Annotated in this window: 23 protein-coding genes; 13 read left to right on the plus strand and 10 right to left on the minus strand. The window is 43.6% G+C overall.

Translation table 11 applies throughout. The features are described 5' to 3' along the window. Window positions 1-30: 30 nt before the first annotated feature. Window positions 31-453, minus strand: coding sequence for a thioesterase family protein (locus J4N23_RS06395; RefSeq protein ID WP_207426195.1), 423 nt, complete (start codon window positions 451-453; stop codon window positions 31-33). Window positions 454-762: 309 nt separating this feature from the next. Between J4N23_RS06395 and J4N23_RS06400 the strand changes: the two genes are divergently transcribed. After that, the gene (locus J4N23_RS06400; RefSeq protein WP_207426196.1) at window positions 763-1,638 is read left to right on the plus strand and encodes a M28 family peptidase; all 876 of its coding nucleotides are present in this window, start codon (window positions 763-765) and stop codon (window positions 1,636-1,638) included. A gap of 60 nt (window positions 1,639-1,698) precedes the next feature. Here J4N23_RS06400 and J4N23_RS06405 read toward each other — a convergent pair whose 3' ends face one another. Further along, entirely contained in the window at window positions 1,699-1,869 is a 171-nt protein-coding gene (locus J4N23_RS06405; RefSeq protein WP_207426197.1) for a hypothetical protein, read from the minus strand. A gap of 65 nt (window positions 1,870-1,934) precedes the next feature. Here J4N23_RS06405 and J4N23_RS06410 point away from each other — a divergent pair, with 65 nt between their 5' ends. The 4 genes from J4N23_RS06410 to J4N23_RS06425 all read left to right on the plus strand — a co-directional run bounded on the left by J4N23_RS06410 (window position 1,935) and on the right by J4N23_RS06425 (window position 11,409). Continuing rightward, complete coding sequence (locus J4N23_RS06410; RefSeq protein WP_207426198.1) at window positions 1,935-2,657, plus strand: DUF92 domain-containing protein; 723 nt, start codon at window positions 1,935-1,937, stop codon at window positions 2,655-2,657. An 83-nt stretch (window positions 2,658-2,740) separates the two neighbouring features. Further along, window positions 2,741-3,964, plus strand: coding sequence for a metallophosphoesterase (locus J4N23_RS06415; protein WP_207426199.1), 1,224 nt, complete (start codon window positions 2,741-2,743; stop codon window positions 3,962-3,964). Window positions 3,965-4,271: 307 nt separating this feature from the next. Beyond that, entirely contained in the window at window positions 4,272-10,394 is a 6,123-nt protein-coding gene (locus tag J4N23_RS06420; RefSeq protein ID WP_207426200.1) for a PKD domain-containing protein, read from the plus strand. Window position 10,395: 1 nt separating this feature from the next. Further along, the gene (locus tag J4N23_RS06425; RefSeq protein ID WP_207426201.1) at window positions 10,396-11,409 is read left to right on the plus strand and encodes a PorP/SprF family type IX secretion system membrane protein; all 1,014 of its coding nucleotides are present in this window, start codon (window positions 10,396-10,398) and stop codon (window positions 11,407-11,409) included. A 6-nt stretch (window positions 11,410-11,415) separates the two neighbouring features. Here the strand turns inward: J4N23_RS06425 and J4N23_RS06430 are convergent, their stop codons facing one another. Beyond that, window positions 11,416-12,042, minus strand: a complete 627-nt coding sequence (locus J4N23_RS06430; RefSeq protein ID WP_207426202.1) for a hypothetical protein — start codon at window positions 12,040-12,042, stop codon at window positions 11,416-11,418. A 249-nt stretch (window positions 12,043-12,291) separates the two neighbouring features. Here J4N23_RS06430 and J4N23_RS06435 point away from each other — a divergent pair, with 249 nt between their 5' ends. From J4N23_RS06435 to J4N23_RS06445, 3 genes are all read left to right on the plus strand, one after another. After that, entirely contained in the window at window positions 12,292-12,804 is a 513-nt protein-coding gene (locus J4N23_RS06435; protein ID WP_207426203.1) for a response regulator, read from the plus strand. Between the two features lie 82 nt (window positions 12,805-12,886). Further along, window positions 12,887-13,699 carry an MBL fold metallo-hydrolase gene (locus J4N23_RS06440; RefSeq protein ID WP_370527237.1) on the plus strand — a complete coding sequence of 271 codons (813 nt, stop codon included), beginning with the start codon at window positions 12,887-12,889 and terminating at the stop codon, window positions 13,697-13,699. Between the two features lie 213 nt (window positions 13,700-13,912). After that, complete coding sequence (locus J4N23_RS06445) at window positions 13,913-15,013, plus strand: glycoside hydrolase family 18 protein (RefSeq protein ID WP_207426205.1); 1,101 nt, start codon at window positions 13,913-13,915, stop codon at window positions 15,011-15,013. Between the two features lie 70 nt (window positions 15,014-15,083). On the opposite strand, the gene J4N23_RS06450 is transcribed toward J4N23_RS06445, so the two are convergent. Then, window positions 15,084-15,287: a hypothetical protein gene (locus tag J4N23_RS06450; protein ID WP_207426206.1), complete on the minus strand. Its 204-nt coding sequence runs from the start codon at window positions 15,285-15,287 to the stop codon at window positions 15,084-15,086. A gap of 278 nt (window positions 15,288-15,565) precedes the next feature. Between J4N23_RS06450 and J4N23_RS06455 the strand changes: the two genes are divergently transcribed. Next, window positions 15,566-18,079, plus strand: coding sequence for an ATP-binding protein (locus J4N23_RS06455; protein ID WP_207426207.1), 2,514 nt, complete (start codon window positions 15,566-15,568; stop codon window positions 18,077-18,079). On the opposite strand, the gene J4N23_RS06460 is transcribed toward J4N23_RS06455, so the two are convergent. Beyond that, on the minus strand, window positions 18,067-19,398 hold the full coding sequence (locus tag J4N23_RS06460) for a sigma-54 dependent transcriptional regulator (RefSeq protein ID WP_207426208.1): 1,332 nt from the start codon (window positions 19,396-19,398) through the stop codon (window positions 18,067-18,069). The two genes, J4N23_RS06455 and J4N23_RS06460, sit on opposite strands and share 13 nt — an antisense overlap. Before the next feature lie 80 nt (window positions 19,399-19,478). After that, window positions 19,479-19,823, minus strand: a complete 345-nt coding sequence (locus J4N23_RS06465; protein ID WP_207426209.1) for a response regulator — start codon at window positions 19,821-19,823, stop codon at window positions 19,479-19,481. Between the two features lie 245 nt (window positions 19,824-20,068). On the opposite strand from J4N23_RS06465, the gene J4N23_RS06470 reads away from it, so the two are divergent. Then, complete coding sequence (locus tag J4N23_RS06470) at window positions 20,069-20,740, plus strand: N-acetylmuramoyl-L-alanine amidase (RefSeq protein WP_207426210.1); 672 nt, start codon at window positions 20,069-20,071, stop codon at window positions 20,738-20,740. Between the two features lie 2 nt (window positions 20,741-20,742). On the opposite strand, the gene J4N23_RS06475 is transcribed toward J4N23_RS06470, so the two are convergent. Next, window positions 20,743-21,165 (minus strand): secondary thiamine-phosphate synthase enzyme YjbQ, encoded by a 423-nt coding sequence (locus J4N23_RS06475; RefSeq protein WP_207426211.1) that lies wholly within the window; start codon window positions 21,163-21,165, stop codon window positions 20,743-20,745. A gap of 85 nt (window positions 21,166-21,250) precedes the next feature. Next, window positions 21,251-22,234 (minus strand): GlxA family transcriptional regulator, encoded by a 984-nt coding sequence (locus J4N23_RS06480; protein ID WP_207426212.1) that lies wholly within the window; start codon window positions 22,232-22,234, stop codon window positions 21,251-21,253. Between the two features lie 133 nt (window positions 22,235-22,367). On the opposite strand from J4N23_RS06480, the gene J4N23_RS06485 reads away from it, so the two are divergent. The 3 genes from J4N23_RS06485 (at window position 22,368) to J4N23_RS06495 (ending at window position 23,864) form a co-directional block, all read left to right on the plus strand. After that, the gene (locus J4N23_RS06485) at window positions 22,368-22,589 is read left to right on the plus strand and encodes a hypothetical protein (RefSeq protein ID WP_207426213.1); all 222 of its coding nucleotides are present in this window, start codon (window positions 22,368-22,370) and stop codon (window positions 22,587-22,589) included. Between the two features lie 119 nt (window positions 22,590-22,708). Next, on the plus strand, window positions 22,709-23,503 hold the full coding sequence (locus J4N23_RS06490; RefSeq protein WP_207426214.1) for a HipA family kinase: 795 nt from the start codon (window positions 22,709-22,711) through the stop codon (window positions 23,501-23,503). Beyond that, complete coding sequence (locus J4N23_RS06495) at window positions 23,481-23,864, plus strand: DUF3037 domain-containing protein (RefSeq protein WP_207426215.1); 384 nt, start codon at window positions 23,481-23,483, stop codon at window positions 23,862-23,864. The genes J4N23_RS06490 and J4N23_RS06495 overlap by 23 nt, the downstream gene beginning before the upstream one ends. Before the next feature lie 12 nt (window positions 23,865-23,876). On the opposite strand, the gene J4N23_RS06500 is transcribed toward J4N23_RS06495, so the two are convergent. Further along, on the minus strand, window positions 23,877-24,191 hold the full coding sequence (locus J4N23_RS06500) for a hypothetical protein (RefSeq protein ID WP_207426216.1): 315 nt from the start codon (window positions 24,189-24,191) through the stop codon (window positions 23,877-23,879). Between the two features lie 192 nt (window positions 24,192-24,383). Further along, window positions 24,384-25,385, minus strand: a complete 1,002-nt coding sequence (locus J4N23_RS06505) for a YihY/virulence factor BrkB family protein (RefSeq protein WP_207426217.1) — start codon at window positions 25,383-25,385, stop codon at window positions 24,384-24,386. Between the last annotated feature and the right edge of the window lie 36 nt (window positions 25,386-25,421).

Raw genomic sequence — 25,421 nt, forward strand, 5'->3', positions numbered from 1 at the left:
ATCCCTGAGAGGCATTGGAGGAAATTGGGATCAGATAGAGTACTTGTCTATCATTTCCTGCGTGATCTTCATGCCTCTGCCGGTTTTTAAATCAATCAGAACATAGTCGAACCACCCATCGCTGCAAACCTTCCCAGTTTTGGAGCTGACAATGTCAAAGGAAACTTTGCTGCTTTTCTCATCCATACTCATGATGCCGGTAGTCACCTTGAATGATTCTCCCAGTGTTAGCGGTCGTTTAAAATTCACATGTGCTGTTTTAACTACCCAGCCGTAACCCATCTCCATAAATTGTTCCATGGACATCCCGTAAGCGGTCTCCATCTGTTCATACCTTGCTGCAAGCACATAGTCGAAATATTTGCTATTGTGCACGTGATTAAACATATCAATATCGTCGGGCCGTACTTTCAATTCGGTTGTAAATCGGCTGTATACTTTATGCTCGGTCATGTAGTATTATCTTGTTTGGTGCTTAAGGGGTAAAAATAGGTCTTGGCGACTAAATTCCAGACTTTAATTGGTAAAATTCATCCAGGCGCTGATTCAATCCCTTCCTAAAATGATATCAAGGATAAACATTGTTTTAGTGTCCAATTCAGCTAGTCGCCATTGACAGCCTAACACAAATAATGCTTTTCCTTGTTGCATCAGATAAGCTAAGTCAAAATGAATTGTTTTCCATTATTAGTTCTTTTGGTACTTCTTTCCTGCGGACGCAACAGTTCTGATTTATCGGGTGACAAAAACACAAGTCGAGGTATGAACAGTATTAATCAAAATGCAGACAGCGCACGTTTATATAAGCATGTTGAGTTTTTAACAAGCATTAACCCTCCACGAAATTCTGAAAATATAGCTTCTCTCAATCAGGCAGCTAATTATATAGAGCGGGAATTAAGGGAATATGGACTAAGTACCGGAGAGCAGAAATGGAAAGTGGGGGGCGAGGAATTCCGGAATGTAATTGCTTCTTATAATCCTGAGAAACCTGGACGTCTCATCGTTGGCGCACACTATGACGTTTGCGGCGATCAGCCGGGAGCCGACGATAATGCCAGCGCTGTTGCAGGTCTACTAGAGACGGCACGACTAGTTGCTATGAAAAAGCCAGACCTCGACTATCGGATCGATTTCGTTGCCTATAACCTGGAAGAACCACCTCATTTTTCTACCAGCGAGATGGGAAGTTATGTGCATGCGAAGTCTCTTAAGGACCAGCAAGTGCCTGTGATCGGCATGATTTGCTATGAAATGATCGGATATTTTTCTGATAAACCAAGGTCTCAAGGTTTTCCCTCAGATGAGCTAGCTGCAAAATATCCGAATACGGGCAATTTTATCATTGTTGTTGGATTGGAGCAGCAAAAGGAATTCAGTGAGCGCGTCTATAGCTTGATGAAGGCCACCAACGCGCTGGATGTTCAGAAAATAAATTTCCCTTCACCCGTAGGCCTTGCAGGTCTGTCTGATCATAAAAACTATTGGTTGTTTGGCTTTCCTGCCGTGATGATCAACGACACCTCGTTCTTGCGGAATCCCAATTACCACAAAACTAGTGACACCATTGGTACTCTCAATTTTACCAAAATTGCGGCAGTGGTAGACGCGTCTCTCAATGCCATACTGAACTTTTAAAAAGCAAAGGGCCGGTATTTCTCCGGCCGGTAGTCTGGTAAGTGGTGGTATTAAATCTCTTTAAATTCCTCCTTCAGCGGCCTCAAGTTCGCTTTCTGGAATCACATGAGAAAAGTCATCGCCTTCCAGCATTACTTTAACCTCAGTTGAGTTATCTTCCTGGTCTTCCTGAACTATGCCCTCTTTACCTTCAAGTGTCTTAACTTTGTCTCCGAATTTATATTTAGCCATAGCGAAACTTTTTTAATAAGAACAGAAGTGAGTTCTTCGGGTTTTCGTTTATTCGATTAAAATTGATGTTCCAGCTAGTTCCGCTTCCCTTATTGTTGATCCTGCTCGCAGGCATTGCTTATAGTGTCCTACATCGAAAACTTACACTTGATGCAGCGCTTGTAGGAGCAGTCCTGGCACTACTGATTTTCGCTGGCGCGGGTTATACGGGAGTAACGATGATGAGCATTTTTTTCGTTTCCGGGACTATAGCAACGTCTGTAGGCAAACGGAATAAACAACAAGCCGGTTTACAGGAAATGGACAAGGGGAGGAGGAATGTCTCTCAGGTTTTGGCGAATGCAGGTGTTGCCGCCTTGGCGGGCCTATTGATTTTGCTGTTTCCCAAAATCGCAGCTCCCCTTCAGGTCGCAATGGCGGCAAGTTTAGCCGCTGCGTGCTCTGATACCTTGTCCTCAGAATTGGGAAATGTGTACGGCCGTTCTTATGTTAATATTCTAACCTTTAAGCCAGATAGGAGAGGACTTGACGGAGTCATTAGTTGGGAAGGTTGTTTATTCGGATTAGCCGGAAGTTTTCTTATAGCCGCCGTATTCGGGCTAGGTTTTGGCTATCACTGGGCTTTCTGGGTCGTAGCTGTAGCAGGGATGGCAGGAAATCTTTTAGATTCAATTTTTGGGGCATCTCTGCAGCGAAAAGGTTATCTAACGAATGATGCTGTTAACTTTCTCAATACCTTAGCAGCGGCTTTGTTATCCTATGTATTTATCACTTTAATTGGGCTTTAAGCGAACAAAGTTTCGGGTTCCGTTTTTCTTCTTATGTAACATTTGAAGTAAAGCGGTCTCTGAACTAAGAAATTCTGGTACTAATGCGCAAGATCAATGCCCTCCCCATTCTGATTATTCTCCTATTGGTGCTCCTGCTGGATCTGTATGTCTTTCAGGGAGTGAAGGCCTTAGTGCAGGAGAAAAGTCTGGAGGTTCAGCGAAATACCACCTGGGCTTTCTGGTTTTTTACTTTCGGCTTAATCGTCGCGTTCTTTTATGGTTTCTACCGAAGTATACTAGCCGGGAGAATTACGCTTATCTTCAATACCACGTTCAATGCCTTTCTAACGCTGTTTGTTACTAAGCTCGTATTTTGTTTCGTTTTACTTCTGGGGGATGTTTACCGGTGGCTCGTCGCCGTTTTTTCTTCTGAAGCATTTCCTCCCAGATCCGCTACAATCAGCCAGATAGCCCTTGTCATTGCTGCTATTCCCTTTTCTGCATTTCTTTTTGGGGTTACGAAGGGGAAGTACAATTACAAGGTGAGGCGACTCACACTCCGCTTTCCGGATCTTCCAGAGGCTTTTCGAGGTTTTGCTATCGCCCAAATATCTGATATTCATGCCGGAAGTTTTGATAATCGTGAGGCAGTGCAAAAGGGGGTAGAGTTGTTGAAGGAGCAAAAGGCCGATGTTGTTGTTTTTACCGGAGATTTGGTAAACAACCGGGCGGAAGAGGTGCTGCCTTGGATGGACCTTTTTAAGTCAGTGGACGCTCCTTATGGGAAATATTCTGTACTAGGAAATCATGACTACGGGGATTATATAGGATGGGGCAGCCTGGAGGAGAAAAACAAAAATCTGCAGACGCTGAAGAAGTACCACGAAGAGATGGGCTTTAAGTTATTGCTGGATGCCAGCGAGCGGGTATCAAAAGACGATCATCAGATTTATATTTTAGGAGTAGAAAACTGGGGACTCGGTTTTGGGCAGCGCGGAAATTTGAATAAGGCGCTAGTCGGAGTTGATCCCAAAGCATTCAAAGTACTTTTATCGCACGATCCTACCCATTGGGAAGCGCAAGTGAAGACTTTAGGGGTTAAAATTCATCTTACCCTTTCAGGGCATACTCATGGGATGCAATTTGGCATAGAGGCCCTTGGAATCAAATGGAGCCCGGTGAAATACCGCTATCCCCACTGGGCTGGTCTGAAGGAGGAGAATGGCCGAAACCTTTATATAAATCGGGGCTTTGGTTTTTTAGGCTTTTCAGGAAGAATCGGAATATTGCCCGAAATTACGGTGATTACTCTTGAGAAAGGCTAATTGCTTTGTTTTTGAAATACTTTTACCTGTAACGAAACTTTTGCTATGTTGCAGCTTAAACTTCGGTAGTCGCCATCGGCTACTCTTTGTTTGGCCCTGCAATTCGGTCTGCACGTAACCTGAAATCAAGTTTTACCGTAGAATGCGAGTTGTGCTGTGGGCTAGAGGGGGGTTTTACTAAGCAATAATAACTGAAAGGTTAAAACAAGGTAAATCTAAATTGGCTCTATTTAAAGTTGTTTACTGTTTTTCCTGCTTATCGCAATTATGCAAAAAACGTTTTAGTGTTTTCTGCTGCATTTTCTTTTTGTTCTATTTTTCCTCAGCCTATTCTCAGACGATAACCGTTGGAAGTGTTGTAAACAGCGGTACATATGGTCAAAAAAGTAGTATTACCGTTCCTCTTAAGGTGGATGGCTGTTTCAAGCTGGACAACAAATTTGAGCTCTACCTGATTGATGCCAGCAATAACAGGCGTTTAATCGGAAATTTTGAAAGTCATTTTGCTACATTCGTTAATGGAGTCATTCCCACCAATGCTGCAGCGGGAACCTATAAACTGGAAGTAAGATCTACCAATCCGGCACTGACGGTGCCGGTGACTGAGCAAATTACTATTGCCGCCCGCCCGGTTACTGAAATGAAAATAGGAGCTAGTCATTTATTGAAAGAGGACGTTTTCGGTTTTTGTACACAGAGTCCCAGCGGTAATAAACTGACCTTGGAAAACCAGACGCTGGGAAATGTGAGAGTGACCGGTACGCTGACTAATGATTACCAGGGTGGCCAGCAGTCGCTTGCGTTTCAAACCCGGTACTTAGAAATTTCTCCGGCTTTGGCTTACTATACCGCACATTTCACCACCGAATATACCGACGAGGGCCTAATCTCGACCCGAAGCTACGTAGTTCTGAACTCTACTTATAACTTAAATTTTGGAGATAACCAACAGGTAGACATCTGTACGCCTGATAAGCTGACTTTTCTAACGAGTTTGGATGTTATAAAAACTAACTATCCAGGAGTAGTTTATGAATTCAAGTGGGGAGATCAAAAAACTGAGCAAATAAGCCATTGCGAACTTGTTTCCCAAAACGGAGCAATGGTGCACGAGTATGATGAGTCCAGTTGTGGTCTTTCGATCCCCCTTCCCGGGCAGGTAATTTTTAATGCGTATTTAGCACGAGTCGATTTTCCGAGAAGTCAATATTGTTTCAATGATGTTCCTGCTTCAAAATTTATCCGAGTCTCTAAGCAGCCGATATCTCGATTCAATGGGCCTGATAAGGGTTGTGCAGGAGCCCCCATCACGTTTCAAAATATCTCAGAAGAAGGCTCTCTCTACAATTCCGTCGGCGCTGATTGTTCGGCTCCATCTACTTACAAATGGTATGTAAAGGGACCCTCTGAAAGCCAGAAAACGCTCGTCAGCTTAGTGCAAGGTAAGCCAAGGGAGGAAGCAAATCTCGTTTACACTTTTCCAGCCCCTGGGATATATGAAGTGGAGTTGACAGCAGAAAATGCTTCCTGTGAACCTCACCCCCGGAAAACTACCATCTGCATCGTTGCAAAACCTGAGGCTGATTTCAGCTTTTCAAAGAGCGACAATTGCGCCACCGTTAATATCCAAACAACTAATACATCAGTAATCCCTGTCAATAGCTGTAGCCCTCAGACATATAAATGGGAGGTACTTCATAATGACCCGACCAAATTGCCTTATTCACCAGTATTCCTTGATGGCACTACATCTACTCAGCGAGATGTTAAACTGAGGATCCCAGATGCCGGAAACTACTTGCTCCGCCTTACGGTAAGCAATGGCCTGCCAGATGATGATGAGTGTTCAAAATCGGTGAAGGAGATGCCATTCACTGTATACGGTCCAGTATCAGTTTCTTTTCCTGCCGACGATAAATCCTATTGCCGGGATTTACCTCAAATCATCGATTTTAGTACAGATCCCATTCATCGTCCTACGTATACCGGTGTTCCCCTGAATAAGCTGGTGAAATGGGAGATCGCAGGCCCCGGCTATTCTTACGAGCAGAGCACCAGTGATGTAAGCGACTTTCCTATTGTTAAATTTAGTCAACCGGGTCGTTATACTATTAAGGTTACGTACAAGAGTGACTGTGGAGACATTCAAAGTGCTACCCAAACTATAGAATATTTGGCCCCTATTGTAAGAAATGCTGGTCCGGATGAAACCATCTGTTTCTTTCCGAGACAAGCAGTTAATTCTTACCAGATGAGAGGGAACACGCCGGGGGCAGGTGAGACTGGAAAGTGGTCTTTAGTTTCCGGTCCGAATATGCCTGGCTTTGCGAATGAAACCAATCCTCAAACCGAAGTTACAGGACTGCAGCCTGGTGTCTATACGTTCAGGTGGACAATTAAAAATGCACTTTGTGAAGAATTTGACGAGGTTGTTATTACCGTTTCAGATCCTCCTGCAAAGCCCCTTATTTCCAATCCAGTTGTTTATTGCTTAAACGATGCGCCTATACCTTTAACAGCTATTGCTTTGCCGGGAAATAACCTCCTTTGGTATACCGATGCAGCGCTAACTACAGGTTCTGTAACCGCTCCGACTCCCTCTACTGCGGGTGCCGGACAAAAGGAATATTATGTCGTTCAGGTTACTCCTGCCGGTTGTCAAAGCGATACTGCAAAAATTATAGTTAGAGTTTTGCCTGCCATTGCTAATAATACGTTGGGAGCCAAGGCCGCTGTCTGCTACGATGGGAATCCCGGGACTATTCAAACTGCTTCAGGTTTGACGCTTGACGGTGGAACGGGAATTTTTACTTACCAATGGCAGGTGTGGGATGCAAATCAAAACGATTGGGTTGATATCACCGGCGCTAATGGCGCAGAATACGCTCCCGGGCTGATGAAGGTCTCGAAAAAGTTTAGAAGAATTGTTTTTAGTGGAAACTGTAGTAATCCATCAAATGAAATAACCATTAATGTTTACGACAAGGTTGAGAACAAACTAAACATTCCGACACAAACAATTTGTGAAGGACTGACTCCAGCTAATTTGGATGCTGCTCCAGCAACCGGTGGAAATGGCGCTTTTGCATATCAATGGCAGCGGTCATCCGACGCAACGACCTTTGTTGACATACTTGGAGCTACAACAGAGGATTTTCAGCCTGGAGCCTTAACAAGCACAACTTACTATCGCCGACTAGTAAGCAATGATTGTGCTAATCGCTTCTCTTCTACTGATATTGCTCAAGTGATAGTAAATAAGAACGCTCTCTCCGAATTTACAGCAAGCAAAACTATTCAGTGTGCACCATTCAACATAACGGGAGCCAATATTATTACTAATCCTCATAATGATCGAAATGCTTCATTTACTTGGGAAGTAGACGGCGATATATTACCTTCCAACAGCTATCAGTTTCCTGGATATACTATCAACGATCCTGGGAAAACCGTAAAAATAAGACTTACTACCACCTCAAAAGCGGTTGGCTGTAATTCTAGTGTACAGGAGATGGACTTTAGCACCTATAACGATATAAACTACGCATCTTTTGATGCGGATAAAATTTCCGGCTGCGGTCCATTGAAAGTTGAATTTACCAACATGTCTTCTCCCTTAACCGGTGTAAATTTTGAGTGGGACTTCGGAAATGGACAAACTTCTACAGCCGCACATCCTGGTGAAATTACCTTCCCACCTTCCCCTGACAATAACGATATCACTTACACAGTAAAACTCAGAGTTTTTACAGATTGTGATAGTAAAGTCTTTACCCGCGAAATTACCGTAAAAGCTCCGCCGGTGGCTGTTTTTTCTCCGAACCTGACATCGGTATGCTCTTCTGATGCCATAAAATTCACCAATCAGTCCCGAGGCAGTGGCAATACTTATGTTTATGATTTCGGGGATAGCAGTGCTCCGGTAAGCAAGTCGGATAACTCAGAAGTCATTCACCAATATTTTGTTTCAGAGAAGACCACCTTTACAGTAAGGTTGACGGCGACAAACTCTTGTGGCACAGATACCAAAACTTACGATATCGTCGTGTTCCCAAATGATGTAGTAGCCGAAATGGTGGTTAATGGAAATCAGTTGACAGGATGTGCTCCTTTCACGGTAAGGTTTGATAATAACTCAACCGGAGCCACTACGTTTGAGTGGAACTTCGGCGATGGCAATACCCGAACCACGATTGGCCCCCCTACCAGTTTAACGCATACATTTAATAGTCCCGGGAAATATATTGTAACCCTGAAAGCGATTAACGGTTGCGCTGTAAAACATACTACAGAAGAAATTGAGGTTTACGAAGCCGCTACTGCTGCTTTTACGACCTCAAAGGAAGTTTTTTGTGAGAAGGAACTCATACAGTTCACTAATACCTCGGGTCTTAGCAGTACTTTGAATGCAAGTTCATCCTACCTTTGGGACTTCGGGAATGGCGCCATCAGTACTCAAACACATCCTGCGTATGCATTTACCTCAGGCGGAACCTACCGCGTTAAATTAACTGTTACCACTAGTTTTGATGACGGGTCGAGCTGCAGCAAAATCTTTGAAAAGAACCTGGAAATTATTCCGCTTCCGGTAGTAAATTTCACATCCAATATTTCTGCTTTAAACTGCGCCCCTTTCGAGCTGGATGTGCGCTCGACCAGTACGGGAGCTTTTAATGTAGATTGGAATTTCGGCGATCCGACTTCCTCAGATAATTCCGAAATTGGGACTAACGCGAAGCATGTCTATAACACTCCAGGGACTTACTGGGTAACTTTGAACGCTTATAACAGTTTGGGCTGTGCCGAAACAAAGCGAGTTCAATTTACAGTAATTGCTTCACCGATTGCAGACTTCGAAGGGGGAGATGTTACAATTTGTGAGACATCGAAGCAGATTACCTTTAAAAACACCACCACGTATGTTGGCAGTGATGCTTACAACTGTAAGTGGTATGTAAATGGTGTTTTGTATTCAACCAGCAAGGGAAACTTTACCCACTTCTTTTCCGTTAACAGCAATCTTACTTTGCCTTCCAGGTTTATTGTAACCCTTGAAGCAACAAGTGCCTTAGGTTGTACAACACGGTCAAGCCAGTTTGTTCAATTTAATCCTATCCCTGTTCCGGTATTTTCTGTAGCAGAAGTGATAGGGTGCCCTCCTTTCAAGCCAACCATTACGAACAGCTCTATCAATGCTGATTCTTACGAGTGGTATTTAGACGGTACAATCGTATCTACGGACGCCATACCCATGATTACACTAACGGAGCCCGACAAAATTTACAAATTGAAGCTGGTGGCGAAGAACCAATATGGATGTGAGCGAACGTCGTCCGAGCAAACCCTGCGTACTTTCCCTATTCCAGCTCCGGTATTTGAGTTGGAAAAAAAGGTGAGTTGTAATGGAAGGTTGATTCTGGCTTTCAAAAGTCTTGACTTAGGAGGTGCTACAGGCCATATCTGGGATTTTGGTGATGGCAGTCCACTTTCAACCGCAGTGAAGCCGGTTAAAGATTATTCGGTCCCTGGCAAGTATAAATTAAGATTAATTGCAACGATAGGCAGCTGCTCGAGGGTGTTTGAAGAGGAAGTGGTAGTTACCCGGCCACTTCAGCCGCTCGGCGTTGCAAGTCCTACAAATGGTTGCAAGACCCTCACTGTTCAATTTGGAAGTACAAGCTTAAATGCTTCACGAGTGGTATGGGATTTTGGCGATGGGACCTACCTAGAGTCCTGGAACCCGGTCAAGACTTACACTTACCATAAATCTCCTTACATCGTCAAGATGACAGCTTACGGAGAAAGTGGTTGCGATAGCACGATCGTAGTAGATACCATCGTTGTCAATCCTCCTCCTAAAGCGAAGTTTATTGTGTCTCCAGGCAATGTTATCAAGATTCCGAACTTTACTTTCGCCTTTGAAGAAAAGTGCGAGGGAGCAATTAAGTGGAGTTGGGATTTTGGGGATCATACTCCTTTTTCGAAGGACCAAAATCCTACGCACACCTATAAGGATATTGGTACGTATGAAGTTAAATTGCGGGCGACTAACAAAAATGGGTGTGATTCCGTATATGTGGATTATGTGACAGTGGAAAATGTTCCCGGTTACTTGTATGTTCCAAATGCCTTCGAACCCGGAAACGCGAATACTAAGGTTAAGTATTTCAAACCCGAAGGGGGGGCAATCGTGAAGTATGAGGTAAAGATCTTCAACCGTTGGGGCAAATTACTTTGGAGCTCTACAAAACTAGATGAAAACGGGGCGCCGGCAGAAGGTTGGGATGGAACAGAAAATGGAGTTCCGGTGCCGCAGGGAGTTTATATATGGGATATTACCGCTCAGTTTCTTGACGGAACCGAGTGGAAGGGAATGAAATATGAAAATAGCGCACAGCGGAAAAGTGGCCCTGTCCATCTGATACGATAAAATGAAAGTACATCTGCTTGTTGTATTCTTTATGTTTATGTCGGCCATCGGGCTTGCCCAGGACCCGATCTATTCGCAATTTTACAGTGCGCCAAATTATCTTAACCCCGCGCTTAACGGACAATTTGAAGGGGATCTTCGACTTAACTTTATCCATCGCACGCAGTGGACGAATATTCCGGGCCCGCTGAATTATTACTCATTCTCTGTCGACTATAGCGTACCCAGCTTTGGTGGTGGTTTTGGACTGATGGTAAATAGAAGCAGTGAAGGGACCGCCTATCTAAAAAAAACTAGTCTTTCGGGAATCTACTCTTACAGCGTCAGCTTTGAGAATGCAGTGCTTTCCTTTGGCCTGATCGGGGGACTGATCAATCGGAAAATTGACTATGACAAGCTGGTCTTCGGAGATCAACTAAATAAAGACGGGATCATCCCTGGTGGAGAAACCAATGCTTCGCTTCCTGCTTTTAATAGTAAATTTTACTTCGATGCCGGAGCAGGTTTGAACCTGGTGTTAGGCAACCTCATGGTTGGGGGAGCCGCACAACATTTGAATAAGCCTGACGAATCTTTTACCGGATCCAAGGCACTGCTAGATATGCGTTATAACGGCCACCTTAGCTACCGCTGGGCTCTTGATTACTATGATGAAGAGAACAGTCCGCTTTTGATTCCTTCTGTTCTTTATTATCAACATGGCCAGTTCAGGTCGGTAAGTGCGGGCATGCAATATAAGTTTCGCCGGGCCAATGTGGGCGTATGGTTTAGGGGAGAAGGGAAACAGAGCGATGCGATAGTCATTTCGCTTTTGTTCGACCTGTTCAATAGAAGAGATTACTATGATAAAGTAAGGGTAGGGCTAAGCCATGATGCTACTACGTCTAACCTGAATTATGGAAAAACGGCGGGAAGTACAGAAGGCTCTATTACTTGGGAAACTACTTTTCCGGGACGGAACGGAGGAGGCGAGGATAGATACCACTATGGAAAGCGCTGCTACGACTTCTATTGATCGCGGTTATTGTACAACCGCGACCTTTGCAAGCTCCGCTTCCAGAGCCTGAACCCAATCGTTAAATAGCTCTGTTTCTATTTCTACTGCCTGTTGTGCATGTTGCTCCCAGTCTTCAGAGAATGATTTCAATTGGGCGATCATCTCTTCCAGATGGCCCTCTTCCTCCATAATGATTGATTTAACATTTACCTTGCTCTTTTCAGAATCCAAAGCAGCTTGATAAATCGGGTAAAGTTCGTCTGCCCGTACTTCGATGGCATAGGTAACTAATAGGTAAGCCCCAAATCGCAGCTCTGGGCCAGTCAAATTGAGCGTGCATTTCAGATATCTACATACATTTACGTCTAACTTATTCAAGTAGAGTCGGCTTTCCACCGGTGCAACGAGGTATTCGTCTGCGTATGTGCTAAATCCTTCTTCCGCTATTTTACCAATTTGTTTTTTTAGGTAGTAGGCGTGGCGATGCTCTTCAGCCGCATGCTTGAGCACAATTAATGTTACGTCAGTCTTATGTTCGCAGGCAGAAATCTTTCTCGCACCGGTATTCTCCATCAAGGATAGGGTATTCAGCCATTTGCAGTGAATTTCGGGGCTCCTGACAATCTGATCAAGTAGTTGTTGTAGTTTCATAATACCAAAATTGAGGCAAATATATTTTTTAGGTTCAACAGCGCTGCGAAAAATATGAATTAATTAAATTTCTTTATATTTAAACACGCTCCCATCCATTTGTACTGCGGCCCCACGGTCGACTTTTTAAAAGATTTTGAAACTATATAAAACGCTTTTCGTTTTAATGAAAATTTAATAGGCAAATGTTTTATTTTTTGCTATAATTGCAATGCAGTTGTCCTATTGTTAAACTCAACCAAATCGCGTATGATTTCAGTTCTACTTAATAATGTTACTGGATCCTTCAAGCAAATTTTTAAGTCTCGTTCGGAAAAGCAAGTTACTTCAGGTTCTGTAGGAAAAGGCTATAAGGAAGAGGGCTTTAATCTGAAGTCTGCATCTTTTCTGATAGTAGACGATGATGCCTTTGCCAAGTTTGTTTTTGCCAAATACGTGGAGCGTTGGAACGGTAAAGTTGAAATTGCGAACTCAGGAGCAGAAGCAATTGAGCGGTTGAAATCTAAAAAATACGACGTCGTTCTGATGGATATAGAGATGCCCGGAATGGATGGTATCGAGGCGACCAAGCAAATCAGACAGCTGGAAGGCATATATTATCAAAAAGTTCCTGTCCTTGCAGTAACGTCACTGTCGCCAGAAGTGATGAAGGCTAAACTGGCAGCTGCAGGAATGGACGATTGTATTTCCAAAGAAATTCCTCCAGCAGAGCTTTATACTCGTTTGACTTACTTTTTAAGTCGTAGTAAAAACATTTACTGATTTTAGAAAAGGGGATAAAAATCAGGGCTAATATTTGGCATTTGTCAAATATTATGCTATTTTCATTAGCATGTCTTTGTTTGTGGCTTCTTTAAACTCTGGTAGTAATGGCAACTGCTATTATGTAGGAAATGAAAAAGAAGCAGTGTTGATTGATGCCGGTATCTCCTGTAGGGAAATTGAGAAAAGGATGAAAAGGCTTGGACTCGACCTAAAAAAGGTAAAGGCCGTTTTTATCTCTCATGAACATAGTGATCATATAAAGGGGCTCACTACACTTTCGAGGAAATACGCACTTCCTGTATATATCACTTCTAATACATATCGTAATTCCGGATTGCAACTAGAATCGAGTGTAGTAGCTGGATTTAAGGCACACCTTGCCATATCTGTTGGCAGTTTATCGGTCCTTGCTTTTCCCAAATTTCACGACGCCTCTGATCCTCATAGTTTCATAGTTACCTGCAGCGGGGTAAAAATTGGTGTTTTTACCGATATTGGAACTGTCTGCGAACAAGTGAGGTTGCATTTTCAGCAGTGTGACGCAGTGTTTCTAGAAGCAAACTATTGCAGCAAGTTATTAAGCGAAGGCTCCTACCCTTATTTTCTTAAACGAAGAATAACCGGAGGAAACGGGCACCTTTCTAATGACCAAGCTCTTGAACTGTTCTTGCAATACCGGACACCCAGGTTGACTCACTTGTTTTTGTCGCACCTTTCAAAAGATAACAACTGCCCCAAGCTTGTAGAAAACCTCTTCAGCAGCCAGTGCCCGGAGGTTAAAGTTGTGGTAGCGTCTCGCTATGAGGAGACAGAGGTTTTTTGCATCGGTGCTGGTGCGACAAGTTCTTACAGGATACCTGACAAGGAAGTTTTCCAGTATACCTTATTTTAACCATTCAAATTCGGCTGGTTGTTGCAACAGCGTACTCCCGCGATCAATTTTTCAATTAAAGTATAGAAGCAGTTTTTGATATAGGACTAGCCAGAGCACAGTGGTCGTTAAAATCAAGTCTGTAACCCATTTTGTTCTAACTTTCTCTCATTTCGTAGATGCTTTAATTTAGTTCCGAGATAAACCAAGTTCCGGCCTTGCCGTTATTAGTCAATGCAGCTTTTTCTTAATTTTTTAAAACTAATCCTCCTGCTATCGCTCGCTTTTGCGGCCTTTGTACCATCCGCAAGTGCTCAAAGCCAGTATAATGTGATTGCGTATTTTCTGGGCGGCTCTTCAAAAGTTAGCTCTATTGATCCTACTAAGCTTACTCACATCATTCACAGCTTTGAGGGGATAAGAGGAAATAAGTTCGTAGTTTCAGACTCAATAACTGTCAGAAGACTGGTTGCACTCAAGAAAAAGAACCCGAAATTGAAAGTGCTGTTGGCTTTCGCCGGATGGGGTGGATGCAAGACCTGCTCTGATGTGTTTCAATCGGCAGCGAACCGGGAAGCATTTGCAAAATCGGTCAAGAGCACCTGTGAGCGGCTCGGCGCTGATGGCATCGACCTCGATTGGGAGTATCCGGCAGTTGAAGGCTTTATTGGGCACAAATACGCGCCCGAAGACAAAAATACCTTTACCCTACTGGTACAGCAACTTCGAAAAACACTGGGTAGTAAATATGAGATAAGTTTTGCCGCCGGTGCATTTACTGAGTATCTGGAAAAAAGTATTGATTGGGCGCCAGTTATGCGGGAGGTTGACCGCGTTAATTTGATGACCTATGACCTTGTCAATGGTTATTCAAGGGTGACAGGGCATCATACTCCCCTCTACTCCACAGGAGAAAACAAAGAATCGGTAAATAATGCAGTCGAATTTCTCTTGCGCCAGGGTGTCCCGGCCAATAAAATTGTAATTGGGGCAGCCTTTTATGCCCGCACCTGGCAAAACGTACCGGACCGAAATAACGGGTTGTATCAGCCCGGGACTTTCAGGAATACTGTCGCTATCAAAAATTTTATTTCAGTTTATACGCCCGCTAATGGTTTTCGAGCTTTGTGGGATGATACCGCCCAGGCCCCATTCCTATATAGTCCTTCCCGGAAGCTGTTTGTCACTTTTGACGATAACAGATCGGTAAAGCTCAAAACCGAGTATATGATGGAGCGAAAGCTCAACGGAATCATGTTCTGGCAAATCCTACACGATAAATCCTCCGGTAGTCTCCTCGGTACTATTGTAAATACCATCGGGCAGAATAAGTAAAAAACAAAAACCCGGAAATTCCGGGCTTTTGCTAAGGGTGTTTTTAATTGTTGGGTATTTTATTTTTCGTCTACTGGGCGGCAGTTGTGTCGCGAGTAGGTTGTGTGGTAGACGTAGAGTCCTTTTTCGTCTTGTTTTTTCCCTTTTTCGCTTTTTTGCTTGTATCCTGTAATACAACTGTTTCATTTTCTAGCGACGAGTAGTTGAACGTGCTTGCGTTGATCGTTGATAAACCTGCCAGGACCAGTGCTGTTGCAAATAATACCTTTTTCATGATTTCCATTTCTAGATGTTAACTGCTCCTTTTATTTACATAACTATGCCAAAATCGTGTTTTATGCCTTGCCTATTGAGGTTCAATGATTTACACAGGAAATTCGGCTTCGCCTTATTTTTTTCAATGCATAAAATTTCAACATGGTGTCGAGCGTTACAACAAGCAGGGATTGGCTCTTCACAGACGAGTAAACAGCAGTGAATTAAAACGATTTGCTTATTTTAGTACTTATAGTACGAGTCTACCTGATCTGCTTATATCTATCGAATTAAAGAATGTCAAATTATAGGAAAAGGCCTTTAGCCCGATTCACCAAAGGTAAAGTTATCATTGCCTTTCTTCTGGGTTGTGTATTCTTTGTTTTGGCATGGAGTGTTAGTCGCTATGCCTCTAACGAATTGCTTTCTACCGTTAAAAGTATCTCCGCCCCCAATGAAAAACTTCGAATTGTTAACGGTCTTTATCATAAAATCATTCAGCTCGACCAGCAAAAGCGGGCTCAGGCACTAACTGGGGGAACCTATAAGGATGACTCTGCGGCGTTGCAGCTAAGTATGGATTCGCTGAAAATGCTTTATCGCGGCGATGAGCGGCAACTCAACCGCATAGACTCGATGAAAAGCTTGCTCGCTATGCGGGACAGTCTCTTCACCGGTTACCGGAAACAGCGGGAGGAACTAGTTAACAATGAAGTCTTTTCCAGTCACCTCGACTCTTTACCTACTCTCATTTCTATTGGTACCATCAAACAGGAAAGTACGCTTGTGACTACCGAGCGTAAGAAGTCATTCACAGTGGTCCCAGTTGCTCCTTCCAGTGTTCCGGAAGAAAAGAAGGGTTTTCTCCGTAAGCTATTTGGCCGAAAAAAAGAAGATCAGCCTGCAATTGCTCAGGAGCGGGTTATTGAAGAAGAAATTGATGTAAAGATTGATACTATTATCCGGCGAAGACCAGACACCGTGTATAAAGCCGTAAGCAGCGTTGTCAGGACCATAAAAAATAACCATGCAAAACAAAGTTCAAGTTTTATCAATCGCGAGGCCGAATTAGCGAGTTCTGGAAGTAAATTGATTAATCAAATATTGTCGATCCTGAAGGATGTAGAAAGGGAAGTTATTTTACAGTCGGAGAGTAGCGGGCAAAGAGCGGTATTATTGGTAGATAATAGCATAAAGAATATCAGTATCATCATGCTGACATTCCTGGTCATCACCTCGGTGTTCTTCTATTTAATTATAACTGATATCAGTCGAAGTAATACCTATCGACTCAAACTGGAAGAGGCCAAGAATGAAGCGGAATTCCAGAACATGGCCCGGCAGCGATTTCTGTCAAGCATGAGCCATGAGATTCGAACCCCACTGCAGTCTATTTTAGGATTTGCAGAGCTCATCCGCGATCAGGATAGGCCGGCTAGAAGGGACGTTGATGCCATCTATCAATCATCAAATCACCTATTGCGTATAGTTAACGAAATCTTAGACTATAGCAGGATTATCTCCGGCAAATACAAGTTCGAAGATCAGAGCTTTCGAATGTATGAAGTTTTAGAAGAGGTAATGACGGCGATGCGGCCTCAGGCCGAAGCAAAAGGCCTTCAGTTGAGCCTTGCCGCAGAAGTTGATACGGAAGCTTCCCTTTTAGGGGACCCATTTCGCCTTAAGCAGATACTTTTTAATCTGCTCGGAAATGCAATTAAGTTTACGGATAGGGGGGAAGTTAGCTTATACGTTACCCGACAGAGTACAGAAACGGCTGCCAATTATAGTTTTTATATCAAAGACAGTGGTTGTGGTATTGCTAAGGATAACCTTCCATACGTCTTCAATGAATTCGAGCGGGTTGGAGTGCTACAAAATGATCAGTCTGGAACAGGCTTGGGCCTAAGTATTGTGAAGGGATTGGTAGAAGGGCAGGGCGGAAGCATTGAGGTAGAGAGTGAATTGGGAGTAGGTACTGAATTTATCGTGCGCCTGTCGTATCGGCTATCTGAGGCTCCCGAGCTTGCCTCGGAACCGGAACCTAAGGCTGCTCGGATTTTCTCTGGCACCGTCTGGCTGATTGACGACGATCGTTTCATCCTTGATTTTTGCTCTTCTGTTCTTAGTAAGAATCAGATTAAGCATGAATGTTTTCATTCTGCTGCGGCTATTCTTAAGAGGGCAGAAGGCGAGACGCCTGACGTAGTGTTGATGGATATGAGGATGCCTGAAATCACCGGCATTGAACTCGCTGGTTTGTTGAAAGAGAAATTGTCTGAAGAGGTGGCTTTTTATGCAATTACAGCCCAAGCGCTGCCCGAAGAAAGAGCGCAAATTCTGGAGTCGGGCTTTGATGGTTTGTTGATGAAACCATTCCGAGAAACGGAATTAATTGATCTGCTGAATAAGGTACCGCTTACCGAATCAGAGGAAGAGGCATTCGAGGAAACAGCGTCCTCTGTTGTCGATATTGATGCTCTGAATAAAATCGCTTTTGGAGACAGGCTTCTTGTAGAAAAGATTTTATACCGATTTGTAGAAGATTCCGCGACAGATATTGATCAGATAAAAGCATCGATAGCGAAGGCAGATAAGGAGCAGCTCATGCTCACCATGCACCGGGTGGCCGGGCGCACTGCACAACTGGGAGCAAAAGACCTGGCTGGTAAGTTTAGAGTAGCAGAGGTGGCTCTGAGGGAGAATGGATTTGCAGAATCACACCAGGCGGAGCTTCTTCAATACACGGAGGAGCTAGATGAGCTAATCCATCAAGTCCAGGAAAAGGAGCTCGCGGCTTACTCAATTTGATACTTCTCGATCTTGTTATATAAAGTGGTACGGTCGATATTAAGGAGCTTAGCAGCTTTAGACTTGTTGTACTTTACTTTCCTTAGTGTTTCTATAATCAACTCTTTTTCCTGAGCCTGGTTGAGCGCTTTAAGATCTGTTGTATCAGGACGTGGAGCGGAGTTTTTAATACTTATTACCATCTCATCAGGAAGGGTCTCCAGCCCGGCTTCTTCTCCCTTGCTCAAAAGAACCATACGCTTGATAACATTTTTTAGTTCCCGAAGGTTACCCGGCCAATCGTACTTGTTGAAGATTGCTGTGACTTGAGGACTTAGTCGCTTCACATCGCGTCCTAGTTCTTTGTTTGCTTGGTGTATAAAATGTCCTACAAATAGATGGAGATCGCCGTTTCTGGTTCTCAAAGCGGGCACCTGTATCTTGAACTCGTTTAAACGATGATACAAATCTTCTCTAAAATTACCTTTACTAACACTGCTTACAAGATCCTCATTGGTAGCGGTAATTAGGCGCACATCTACTTTAACTTCCTTGTTGCTGCCTAAAGGCTGGATAACGCGCTCTTGAATAGCCCTTAACAATTGTACCTGCACGTCGTAACTCAGGTTTCCTACCTCATCGAGAAATAAAGTTCCCCCACTCGCTGCCTCAAAACGGCCCTTTTTATCTTGCAGAGCCCCCGTAAACGCTCCTTTGCTATGGCCAAAAAGTTCACTCGCGGCTAAGTCTTTAGACAACGAGCCGCAATCAATTGCAACAAATGTTTTATTTGCTCTTTTGCTTAGGCGATGAATAGAACGAGCTACATTTTCTTTTCCGGTTCCACTCTCTCCCTGAATGATGACTGACATCTCAGTTGGAGCTACGAGCTGGATATACTCCTGGAGCCTTTTTGACTCTTCGCTCTGCCCTTCAACGAAATCCGATTCGGCGGTTTTTCCGGTCTCAACGCTGGTGTCTTTTTTTTCAAGAGCGGACTTTATTACCATCAACAACTCATCCGGGTTTACTGGCTTTGTAATATAGTCCCGCGCACCAGAACGAATTGCTTGTACGGCGGTTCGCACATCGTTAAAACTAGTCATGATAACGGCAGGCGTCTGCAGATTCAACTTTTCTGCCTCCTGCATCAGTTCTAGCCCGTTTCCGTCGGGCAACCGATAGTCGAGGAGAAGTAAATCGTACTTGTTTTCACGAAGCGACCGAAGTCCGGCTTTGGCCGTATATTCCAGGTTTACCTCATATCCATTTTTTTGCAGGAAACCCTCAAGTATCATGGAAAAAGTAGTGTCATCCTCAACAACCAGAATTTTTATCATATAATCAGAGTCTATCACAAAAATAGAAAAAAGAAGCAGATTTAATTTTTTGCCCCTTTTCTCTACTAACTAAACGCTGATTATTCCTGTATTGTATTTTTTACAATGGTCGTGAAGTCGGTCAGGTCAAACGGTTTCGTCAAATAGGCGTCAGCTGATACTTCTTTAATGGTGTTTTGGTTTGAGCAAAGGATCAGTGGGATGTTTTTTAGTTGCTGAACGTTCTTGATCTCATTAACCGTTTTGCAAAGATCTGAGTTGTTGGTGTAGTGGTCAATGATTAAAAGATCTGGCTGGAAGGTTGAAGCTTGTTTAGCGATTTCGGCAACGTTTTTTTTTACTTCAATTTTGTAATGTTCTTCGAGAATGGAAACTAAAACGTCAGCGATCGCCTCGTTTTCTTCGATAAGGTAAACTTTTTTCATAGAAGGTAATAGAATGTAGTACTAAGTAACGATTAAATTTGTGGAAATGAAAATCTTTTTAAAAATTCTAAACAATTTCCAGTTTTCGCGGAGTTTTTCTTTATTAAAGGACGGTTAAATAGTTTTACATAAAAATTAATTTGTTGCAGCAAACTACGGGTAGTAGAGAAAATCTAAAGTGTCCCCTCTTCCTTAAAGATACTAATCTTCTCAAATGCAACGTTAGCAAGATATCTCCTTTTTCCATGCTAACGATCCTCAGATTTTCCCCGTTATTTCTTTTTTGGTTTCTTATTCTCTTAGAGCCTCTCGCTGCTCAAACCAAGACACCATTTGTCCCAAGAGCGGAATTTTCTGTTGTTTTAGATCCCGGTCATGGAGGACGGGACAGCGTAACCCGGGCAAAGGGACATCTGGAAAAGGACATTGTGTTGAACATTGCCAGGGAGGTGGAAAAATATCTGGTTGCACGGGGAATGACTGTTGTGATGACAAGGAACAGGGACGAGTACATTTCGCTAAGCCAACGGGCAGCAGTTGCGGGCGACGTATTTATATCCCTGCATGCAAATAGTGTAGCAGATAGTATTGGCCCTAGCGTACGGTCGATGATAAAGGGAATAGAAATCTATACTGATAGAAACATGCTTGATGGAAAACTTGTGACAAAAAGTAAGGAGTTGTCCATGCATTTCAGTCGCCAGCTCTCCGGTTTGGAGGGTATCAGCTTCAGAGCTGAAAGACAAAAAACGTTAGCTGTCTTAAGTAGAAACAGTTCACCAGCTATTCTAATAGAGCTTGGTTATCTCTCAAACGATGAGGATCTAAGCTTTTTAACTCAGCAGCGGAACTATGTGAAGTTAGCGGAAGCGTTTTTCAAGGCGCTGCAAGAATATCGATCCCAAAATCATCGCTGATTTTACTCCCCCCAAGCAGTAATAATTAGTCTTCTGGACCCGCCGTAGTTCCGATGTTCGCAAAGGTATACTCCCTGCCAGGTACCTAATGCTAACCGGCCCATTCTGATCGGTATTGTTACGGAAGCGCCTAGCATAGACGCTTTAAGATGCGCTGGCATATCGTCCGCCCCTTCGTAATCGTGCAGGTAGTCAGGATCGTTCTCTGGTACGGCTTTCGTAAAATAGGTTTCAAAGTCTTGCCGAACGGTCGGATCGGCGTTCTCATTGATTGTCAGAGAGGCCGAGGTATGTTGAATGAATACTTGACAAAGCCCGATTCTGATTTCAAAGAGTTGTGGGATCGCCTGAGTAATCTCTGAGGTAATCAGGTGAAAGCCTCTTTTTCGTTCTTTAAGTTGTAGTACTTCCTGGAAAATTTTCATCAAAAATGCTTAAGCTCTTTTTTAACCTAAAAATTCAGTTGATGGTTGAATCTGATAGGGCTGATTCAACTTTTTCTGATATATACTATGCTACAGCGGCCAGCTTGTTGTACTTGTTACGGTATTCGACGGGCGACAGGCCGGTAATTTTTTTAAAGGTACTTCGAAAGGCCTTTGGGTCGGTGTAACCGGTTTTGTACATCACCTCATTTACGTTATCTCGCATCGACTCAAAACTAAGTTTTGCTGCTTCGATCCGTACCCGCTGCATGTATTCGGCTACCGTGTTTGAGGTTGCTTTTTTGAAACGTCTTTCTAAATGGCGCCTGCTAATGGCTAGCTGATCCGCTAATTGTTCAATCGTTATCTTTTCTGTATAATTCCTTTCAATAAACTCCTGCGCCTTTTTGATCAGGTCGTCGTGGTGATCTTTCTGTCCTTTAAAGATGATGAAGGGCAGCTGACAATCCCGTTCTATTTCAATCTCAAACACTTTTGAACAGAGCACTGCCATATCTCTGCCTGCAAATTTTTCGATCAGATACAATACCAGATTCAGAGAGGAGTAGGCGCCTCCGCTGGAATAAATACCCCTTTCATCCGTGATGATTTTGTCGGGCACCAGCCTTACTTCCGGAAACATTTCTCTAAAGTCGTGAGCAGATAGCCAATGAGTAGAGCATTCTCTTCCCTTTAGTAATCCAGTAGACGCTAGAATAAAAGCGCCTACGCAGAGACTGGCTACTTCAGTACCATTTTTGTATTGCTTTTCTATCCAGGGAACAAAACGAGCATTCAGTTCAACTACTTTCTTTATATCACCATGAACGGCAGGAATGATGATTAGATCGGTTCTAAAATCTTCGGCAATCGTGAGCTCGGGATTAACAGTGAATAATCCGTTAGTAAGTCTAGTTTCTGCAGAAAGGCCGACAAGTTGCACTTTGAATACTGGTTCTCTGCCATTACTGATCAGAAAACCGTTTACCATGTTCAACATCTTGTGAGTGCCTTCAACATTGCTCAGGCTGGTCTCGCCTTCCAAAACAAGGATAGATATATGCATCATATGTTTAGATTTTATTCTGTCGCATTTCGCCCCTCAACTAGTCGTATCAGCACCCTTCTGTAAAGGTAATAAGTATCTAGCTTTACCTCTGTATCATAGTTAAATTTTTGACCGACTTGTCATCTATACATAAATGGAAGCTACTGTAGAGGTTTTTAGAACGAATGTTGAAAGTCAAGAGCAGGCACAACTCCTTACCAATCTTTTATTGCGTCACTTGCCGGATAGTGCAGTTAACTTTGATCTGGAGGATTGCGACAAAATTCTGCGGGTCGAAGCAATGGATGTGCCGACCAAGGAAGTAGAAAGGTTGTTGGCAATGAAAGGTTTTAGCTGTCAGGTGTTGGACTACTAACTTACAATTAAATACGAGATTGGGCTGTTTTCCTAAACTTCTTCCGTTTTATCAAATTTAGACCTAAATTCAGCCGCCCTGGATGTGTGTCCAAGGTACAGATTTTGAATGGTAGGGTTATGATTACACCAACAAGTCGGATCAGAACGGTAGACGTGACGCGCTATGTGACTCCTTTACGGGAAGGGGGATCGCTGCCAGCAATTGCCGAAGCTGATGACGATTTTCTTTATGTTTTAAAGTTTAGGGGAGCAGGGCAGGGGCCCAGGGCTTTGATTGCAGAGCTAATAGGTGGCGAAATTGCGCGCTATCTGGGATTCCGGGTGCCCGAGATTGTCTTTGCCACCCTCGATGAGGCCTTTGGACGTACTGAGCCGGATGAGGAGATTCAGGACTTGCTGAAATTCAGTCAGGGGCTAAACTTAGCGCTCCATTATCTGCAAGGTGCAATTACTTTTGATCCGACGGTAACAAAGGTAGATCCGGATCTGGCTTCCAAGATCGTTTGGCTTGATTGCCTGCTTACCAACGTGGATCGTACTGCTCGCAATACCAACATGTTAATGTGGCACAAAGAGTTATGGCTGATTGATCACGGTGCTTCATTGTATTTCCACCACTCATGGACTAACTGGAAGGAGAGCGCAAAAAGACCTTTCGCGCAGATTAAAGATCACGTATTACTCCGGCAGGCAAGTAAACTGGATGAAGTTGACGAACAATTTAAGGCGAAACTGGATATTTCAGCGGTGGAAGAAATTATTGACCTCATCCCGGATGAGTGGCTTACCGGCGATGCTTTTGATAGCTCGGCGGAGTACCGCAGAGCCTACCGGCGATTCCTGGAGTTAAGATTGGCAAATTCAAATATTTTTGTTGAGGGAGCGAAAAATGCAAGAAAAACACTTGTTTGAGTATGCCGTAATTCGGGTTGTACCGAGGGTAGAGCGTGAAGAATTCCTGAACGTTGGGGTAGTGCTTTTTTGCGCGAAGCAAAAGTTTCTAAAGTGTATGTATTCCATTTCAGCCTCACGAATTCAAGCACTTTGCAACGAAATAGATTTGCAGGAGTTAGAAGCAAACTTGCAAGCATTCGATCGGATTTGCCAAGGAGGAAGGGAGGCTGGTCCGATAGGCGAACTGTCGCCTCCAGAACGTTTTCGCTGGCTTACTGCTGCCAGAAGTACGGTAGTTCAAGCGTCGAAAGTGCATCCGGGGCTTTGTGCCGCCCCGGAACAGAAACTACAGCAACTCTTTCAGCAACTGGTGTTATAGCTGGCAGCAGCCTCAGTTGCCGGTACTAATTTTTCTAATTTCTTTAACTTCAATTAGGCCCTTGTTTTCATGGAGAAGCTCGCAGTTCAGCTGCGATTTCTCCGGGCACCGCGCTACCTGGTTGAACCGGGCTTTAACAAAATCGCCATTTCTGAAAGCGGCGACGGCATCGCTGTTGCAAATCAATAAATCCCCAGCAGCGCTTCTTAAATAATCGCCGGTACAATCTTTGATCACCTGCACCTTTTGCTCGCCGGTTTCGGCAGCTTCTTCTTTGCAATGGACATTGAGTATTCCTAAAACTAAAAGGAGTGTAAAAGGCCTCATAAATCAATTTTACTCAATACGAATAGCCTTCCTTGAACGCAACAGCCATTAGCTATTTTTGAAAAGCGTGTGAAGACAGACTCAAGCCCTTGCCCGAAAACTTTCATAATATTTTAATTGCCGTTACTGCAAATTTACCGGGTGTAGGCTGGTAGGAGGTGCAATAACGGCAATTAAAGAGTATAACGCGGATTAAGTTGCATAGCCAGAATTAGGCCTCGGGTATGAGGTTTGGTTTCTTCTTTCCCTTTCCTGGCGATCGTTTTCTTTAAGAACTTCGTAGTTGTCTTCCACTCGAATAGCGTTTTCATTGGGTTCGATTTCGTGTCCATACCTCTTGGCATAAACCTGCGTAAACTCTGCGCCGAAAAAGAGAATTAAACAGGAATACGAGACCCATAACAATACCAAGATAACAGAGCCAGCTGCCCCATAAGTGGATGCAGGCTCAGCTGCTCCAAAGTAGAAAGCGAGCGCAAATTTTCCGATTACAAAAAGTAAGGCAGTAATGGCTGCACCTACCCAAACGGTTCGCCACTGGATGGTGACATCGGGCAGGAACCGATAGAGCATCGCAAACAATAGGGTGATGATACCAAAGGTTACCAGGAAATTGATGATGTAGAAAATGTAAAGAAAAAAGTCTGGCATGCGGGCGGCAATCCAGTCGCTCAGCGTGGTGAGAACAGTAGTAAGTGTGAGCGAGATCAGGAGCAAAAAGCCGATGGCTAGTATCACTCCAAACGACGTTGCTCTGGTTTTCAAAAGAGTCTTAAAGCCGGATTTGGTTGGATCCGCTTTTACCTCCCATACTCTGTTAAGCGATTTTTGTAAGGCGACAAAAACTCCCGTCGCACCAAAAAGTAGGGTAGCCACTCCGATCACCAAGGCTACAGTGCTGCTATCTGTTCTGTATGATGCTGCTATCATCGCCTGGATTTCTTTAGCGGCGTCTGCTCCGATAATTCCACCGATTTGACCGGATAACTCGTTCTGCACTGCCTCTTGGCCAAACACGGTCCCAGCCACGGTGATGATGATGATTAGCAAAGCAGGTAAGGAGAATATTGCATAATAGGCTACAATTGCACTCAGGTCGAAGGGCTCGTCATCCATCCACTCTTTATAGGTTTCTTTTAGTAAAGAAGGGATATCTTTTATCTTAAATCTGTTAGATGCAGGATTTGTGTCCATAGTTTCATTTTTGAGTTACACACGATGCAATTTCAA

It is taken from the genome of Pedobacter sp. SYSU D00535 (assembly GCF_017355855.1).
GTDB lineage: Bacteria > Bacteroidota > Bacteroidia > Sphingobacteriales > Sphingobacteriaceae > Desertivirga.

Coding starts and splice junctions, on each gene's coding strand:
- J4N23_RS06395 (WP_207426195.1), bottom strand. CDS start 453: ATGACCGAGCATAAAGTATACAGCCGATTTACAACCGAATTGAAAGTA.
- J4N23_RS06400 (WP_207426196.1), top strand. CDS start 763: ATGAACAGTATTAATCAAAATGCAGACAGCGCACGTTTATATAAGCAT.
- J4N23_RS06405 (WP_207426197.1), bottom strand. CDS start 1,869: ATGGCTAAATATAAATTCGGAGACAAAGTTAAGACACTTGAAGGTAAA.
- J4N23_RS06410 (WP_207426198.1), top strand. CDS start 1,935: ATGTTCCAGCTAGTTCCGCTTCCCTTATTGTTGATCCTGCTCGCAGGC.
- J4N23_RS06415 (WP_207426199.1), top strand. CDS start 2,741: ATGCGCAAGATCAATGCCCTCCCCATTCTGATTATTCTCCTATTGGTG.
- J4N23_RS06425 (WP_207426201.1), top strand. CDS start 10,396: ATGAAAGTACATCTGCTTGTTGTATTCTTTATGTTTATGTCGGCCATC.
- J4N23_RS06430 (WP_207426202.1), bottom strand. CDS start 12,042: ATGAAACTACAACAACTACTTGATCAGATTGTCAGGAGCCCCGAAATT.
- J4N23_RS06435 (WP_207426203.1), top strand. CDS start 12,292: ATGATTTCAGTTCTACTTAATAATGTTACTGGATCCTTCAAGCAAATT.
- J4N23_RS06445 (WP_207426205.1), top strand. CDS start 13,913: ATGCAGCTTTTTCTTAATTTTTTAAAACTAATCCTCCTGCTATCGCTC.
- J4N23_RS06450 (WP_207426206.1), bottom strand. CDS start 15,287: ATGAAAAAGGTATTATTTGCAACAGCACTGGTCCTGGCAGGTTTATCA.
- J4N23_RS06455 (WP_207426207.1), top strand. CDS start 15,566: ATGTCAAATTATAGGAAAAGGCCTTTAGCCCGATTCACCAAAGGTAAA.
- J4N23_RS06460 (WP_207426208.1), bottom strand. CDS start 19,398: ATGATAAAAATTCTGGTTGTTGAGGATGACACTACTTTTTCCATGATA.
- J4N23_RS06465 (WP_207426209.1), bottom strand. CDS start 19,823: ATGAAAAAAGTTTACCTTATCGAAGAAAACGAGGCGATCGCTGACGTT.
- J4N23_RS06470 (WP_207426210.1), top strand. CDS start 20,069: ATGCTAACGATCCTCAGATTTTCCCCGTTATTTCTTTTTTGGTTTCTT.
- J4N23_RS06475 (WP_207426211.1), bottom strand. CDS start 21,165: ATGAAAATTTTCCAGGAAGTACTACAACTTAAAGAACGAAAAAGAGGC.
- J4N23_RS06480 (WP_207426212.1), bottom strand. CDS start 22,234: ATGATGCATATATCTATCCTTGTTTTGGAAGGCGAGACCAGCCTGAGC.
- J4N23_RS06485 (WP_207426213.1), top strand. CDS start 22,368: ATGGAAGCTACTGTAGAGGTTTTTAGAACGAATGTTGAAAGTCAAGAG.
- J4N23_RS06490 (WP_207426214.1), top strand. CDS start 22,709: ATGATTACACCAACAAGTCGGATCAGAACGGTAGACGTGACGCGCTAT.
- J4N23_RS06495 (WP_207426215.1), top strand. CDS start 23,481: ATGCAAGAAAAACACTTGTTTGAGTATGCCGTAATTCGGGTTGTACCG.
- J4N23_RS06500 (WP_207426216.1), bottom strand. CDS start 24,191: ATGAGGCCTTTTACACTCCTTTTAGTTTTAGGAATACTCAATGTCCAT.
- J4N23_RS06505 (WP_207426217.1), bottom strand. CDS start 25,385: ATGGACACAAATCCTGCATCTAACAGATTTAAGATAAAAGATATCCCT.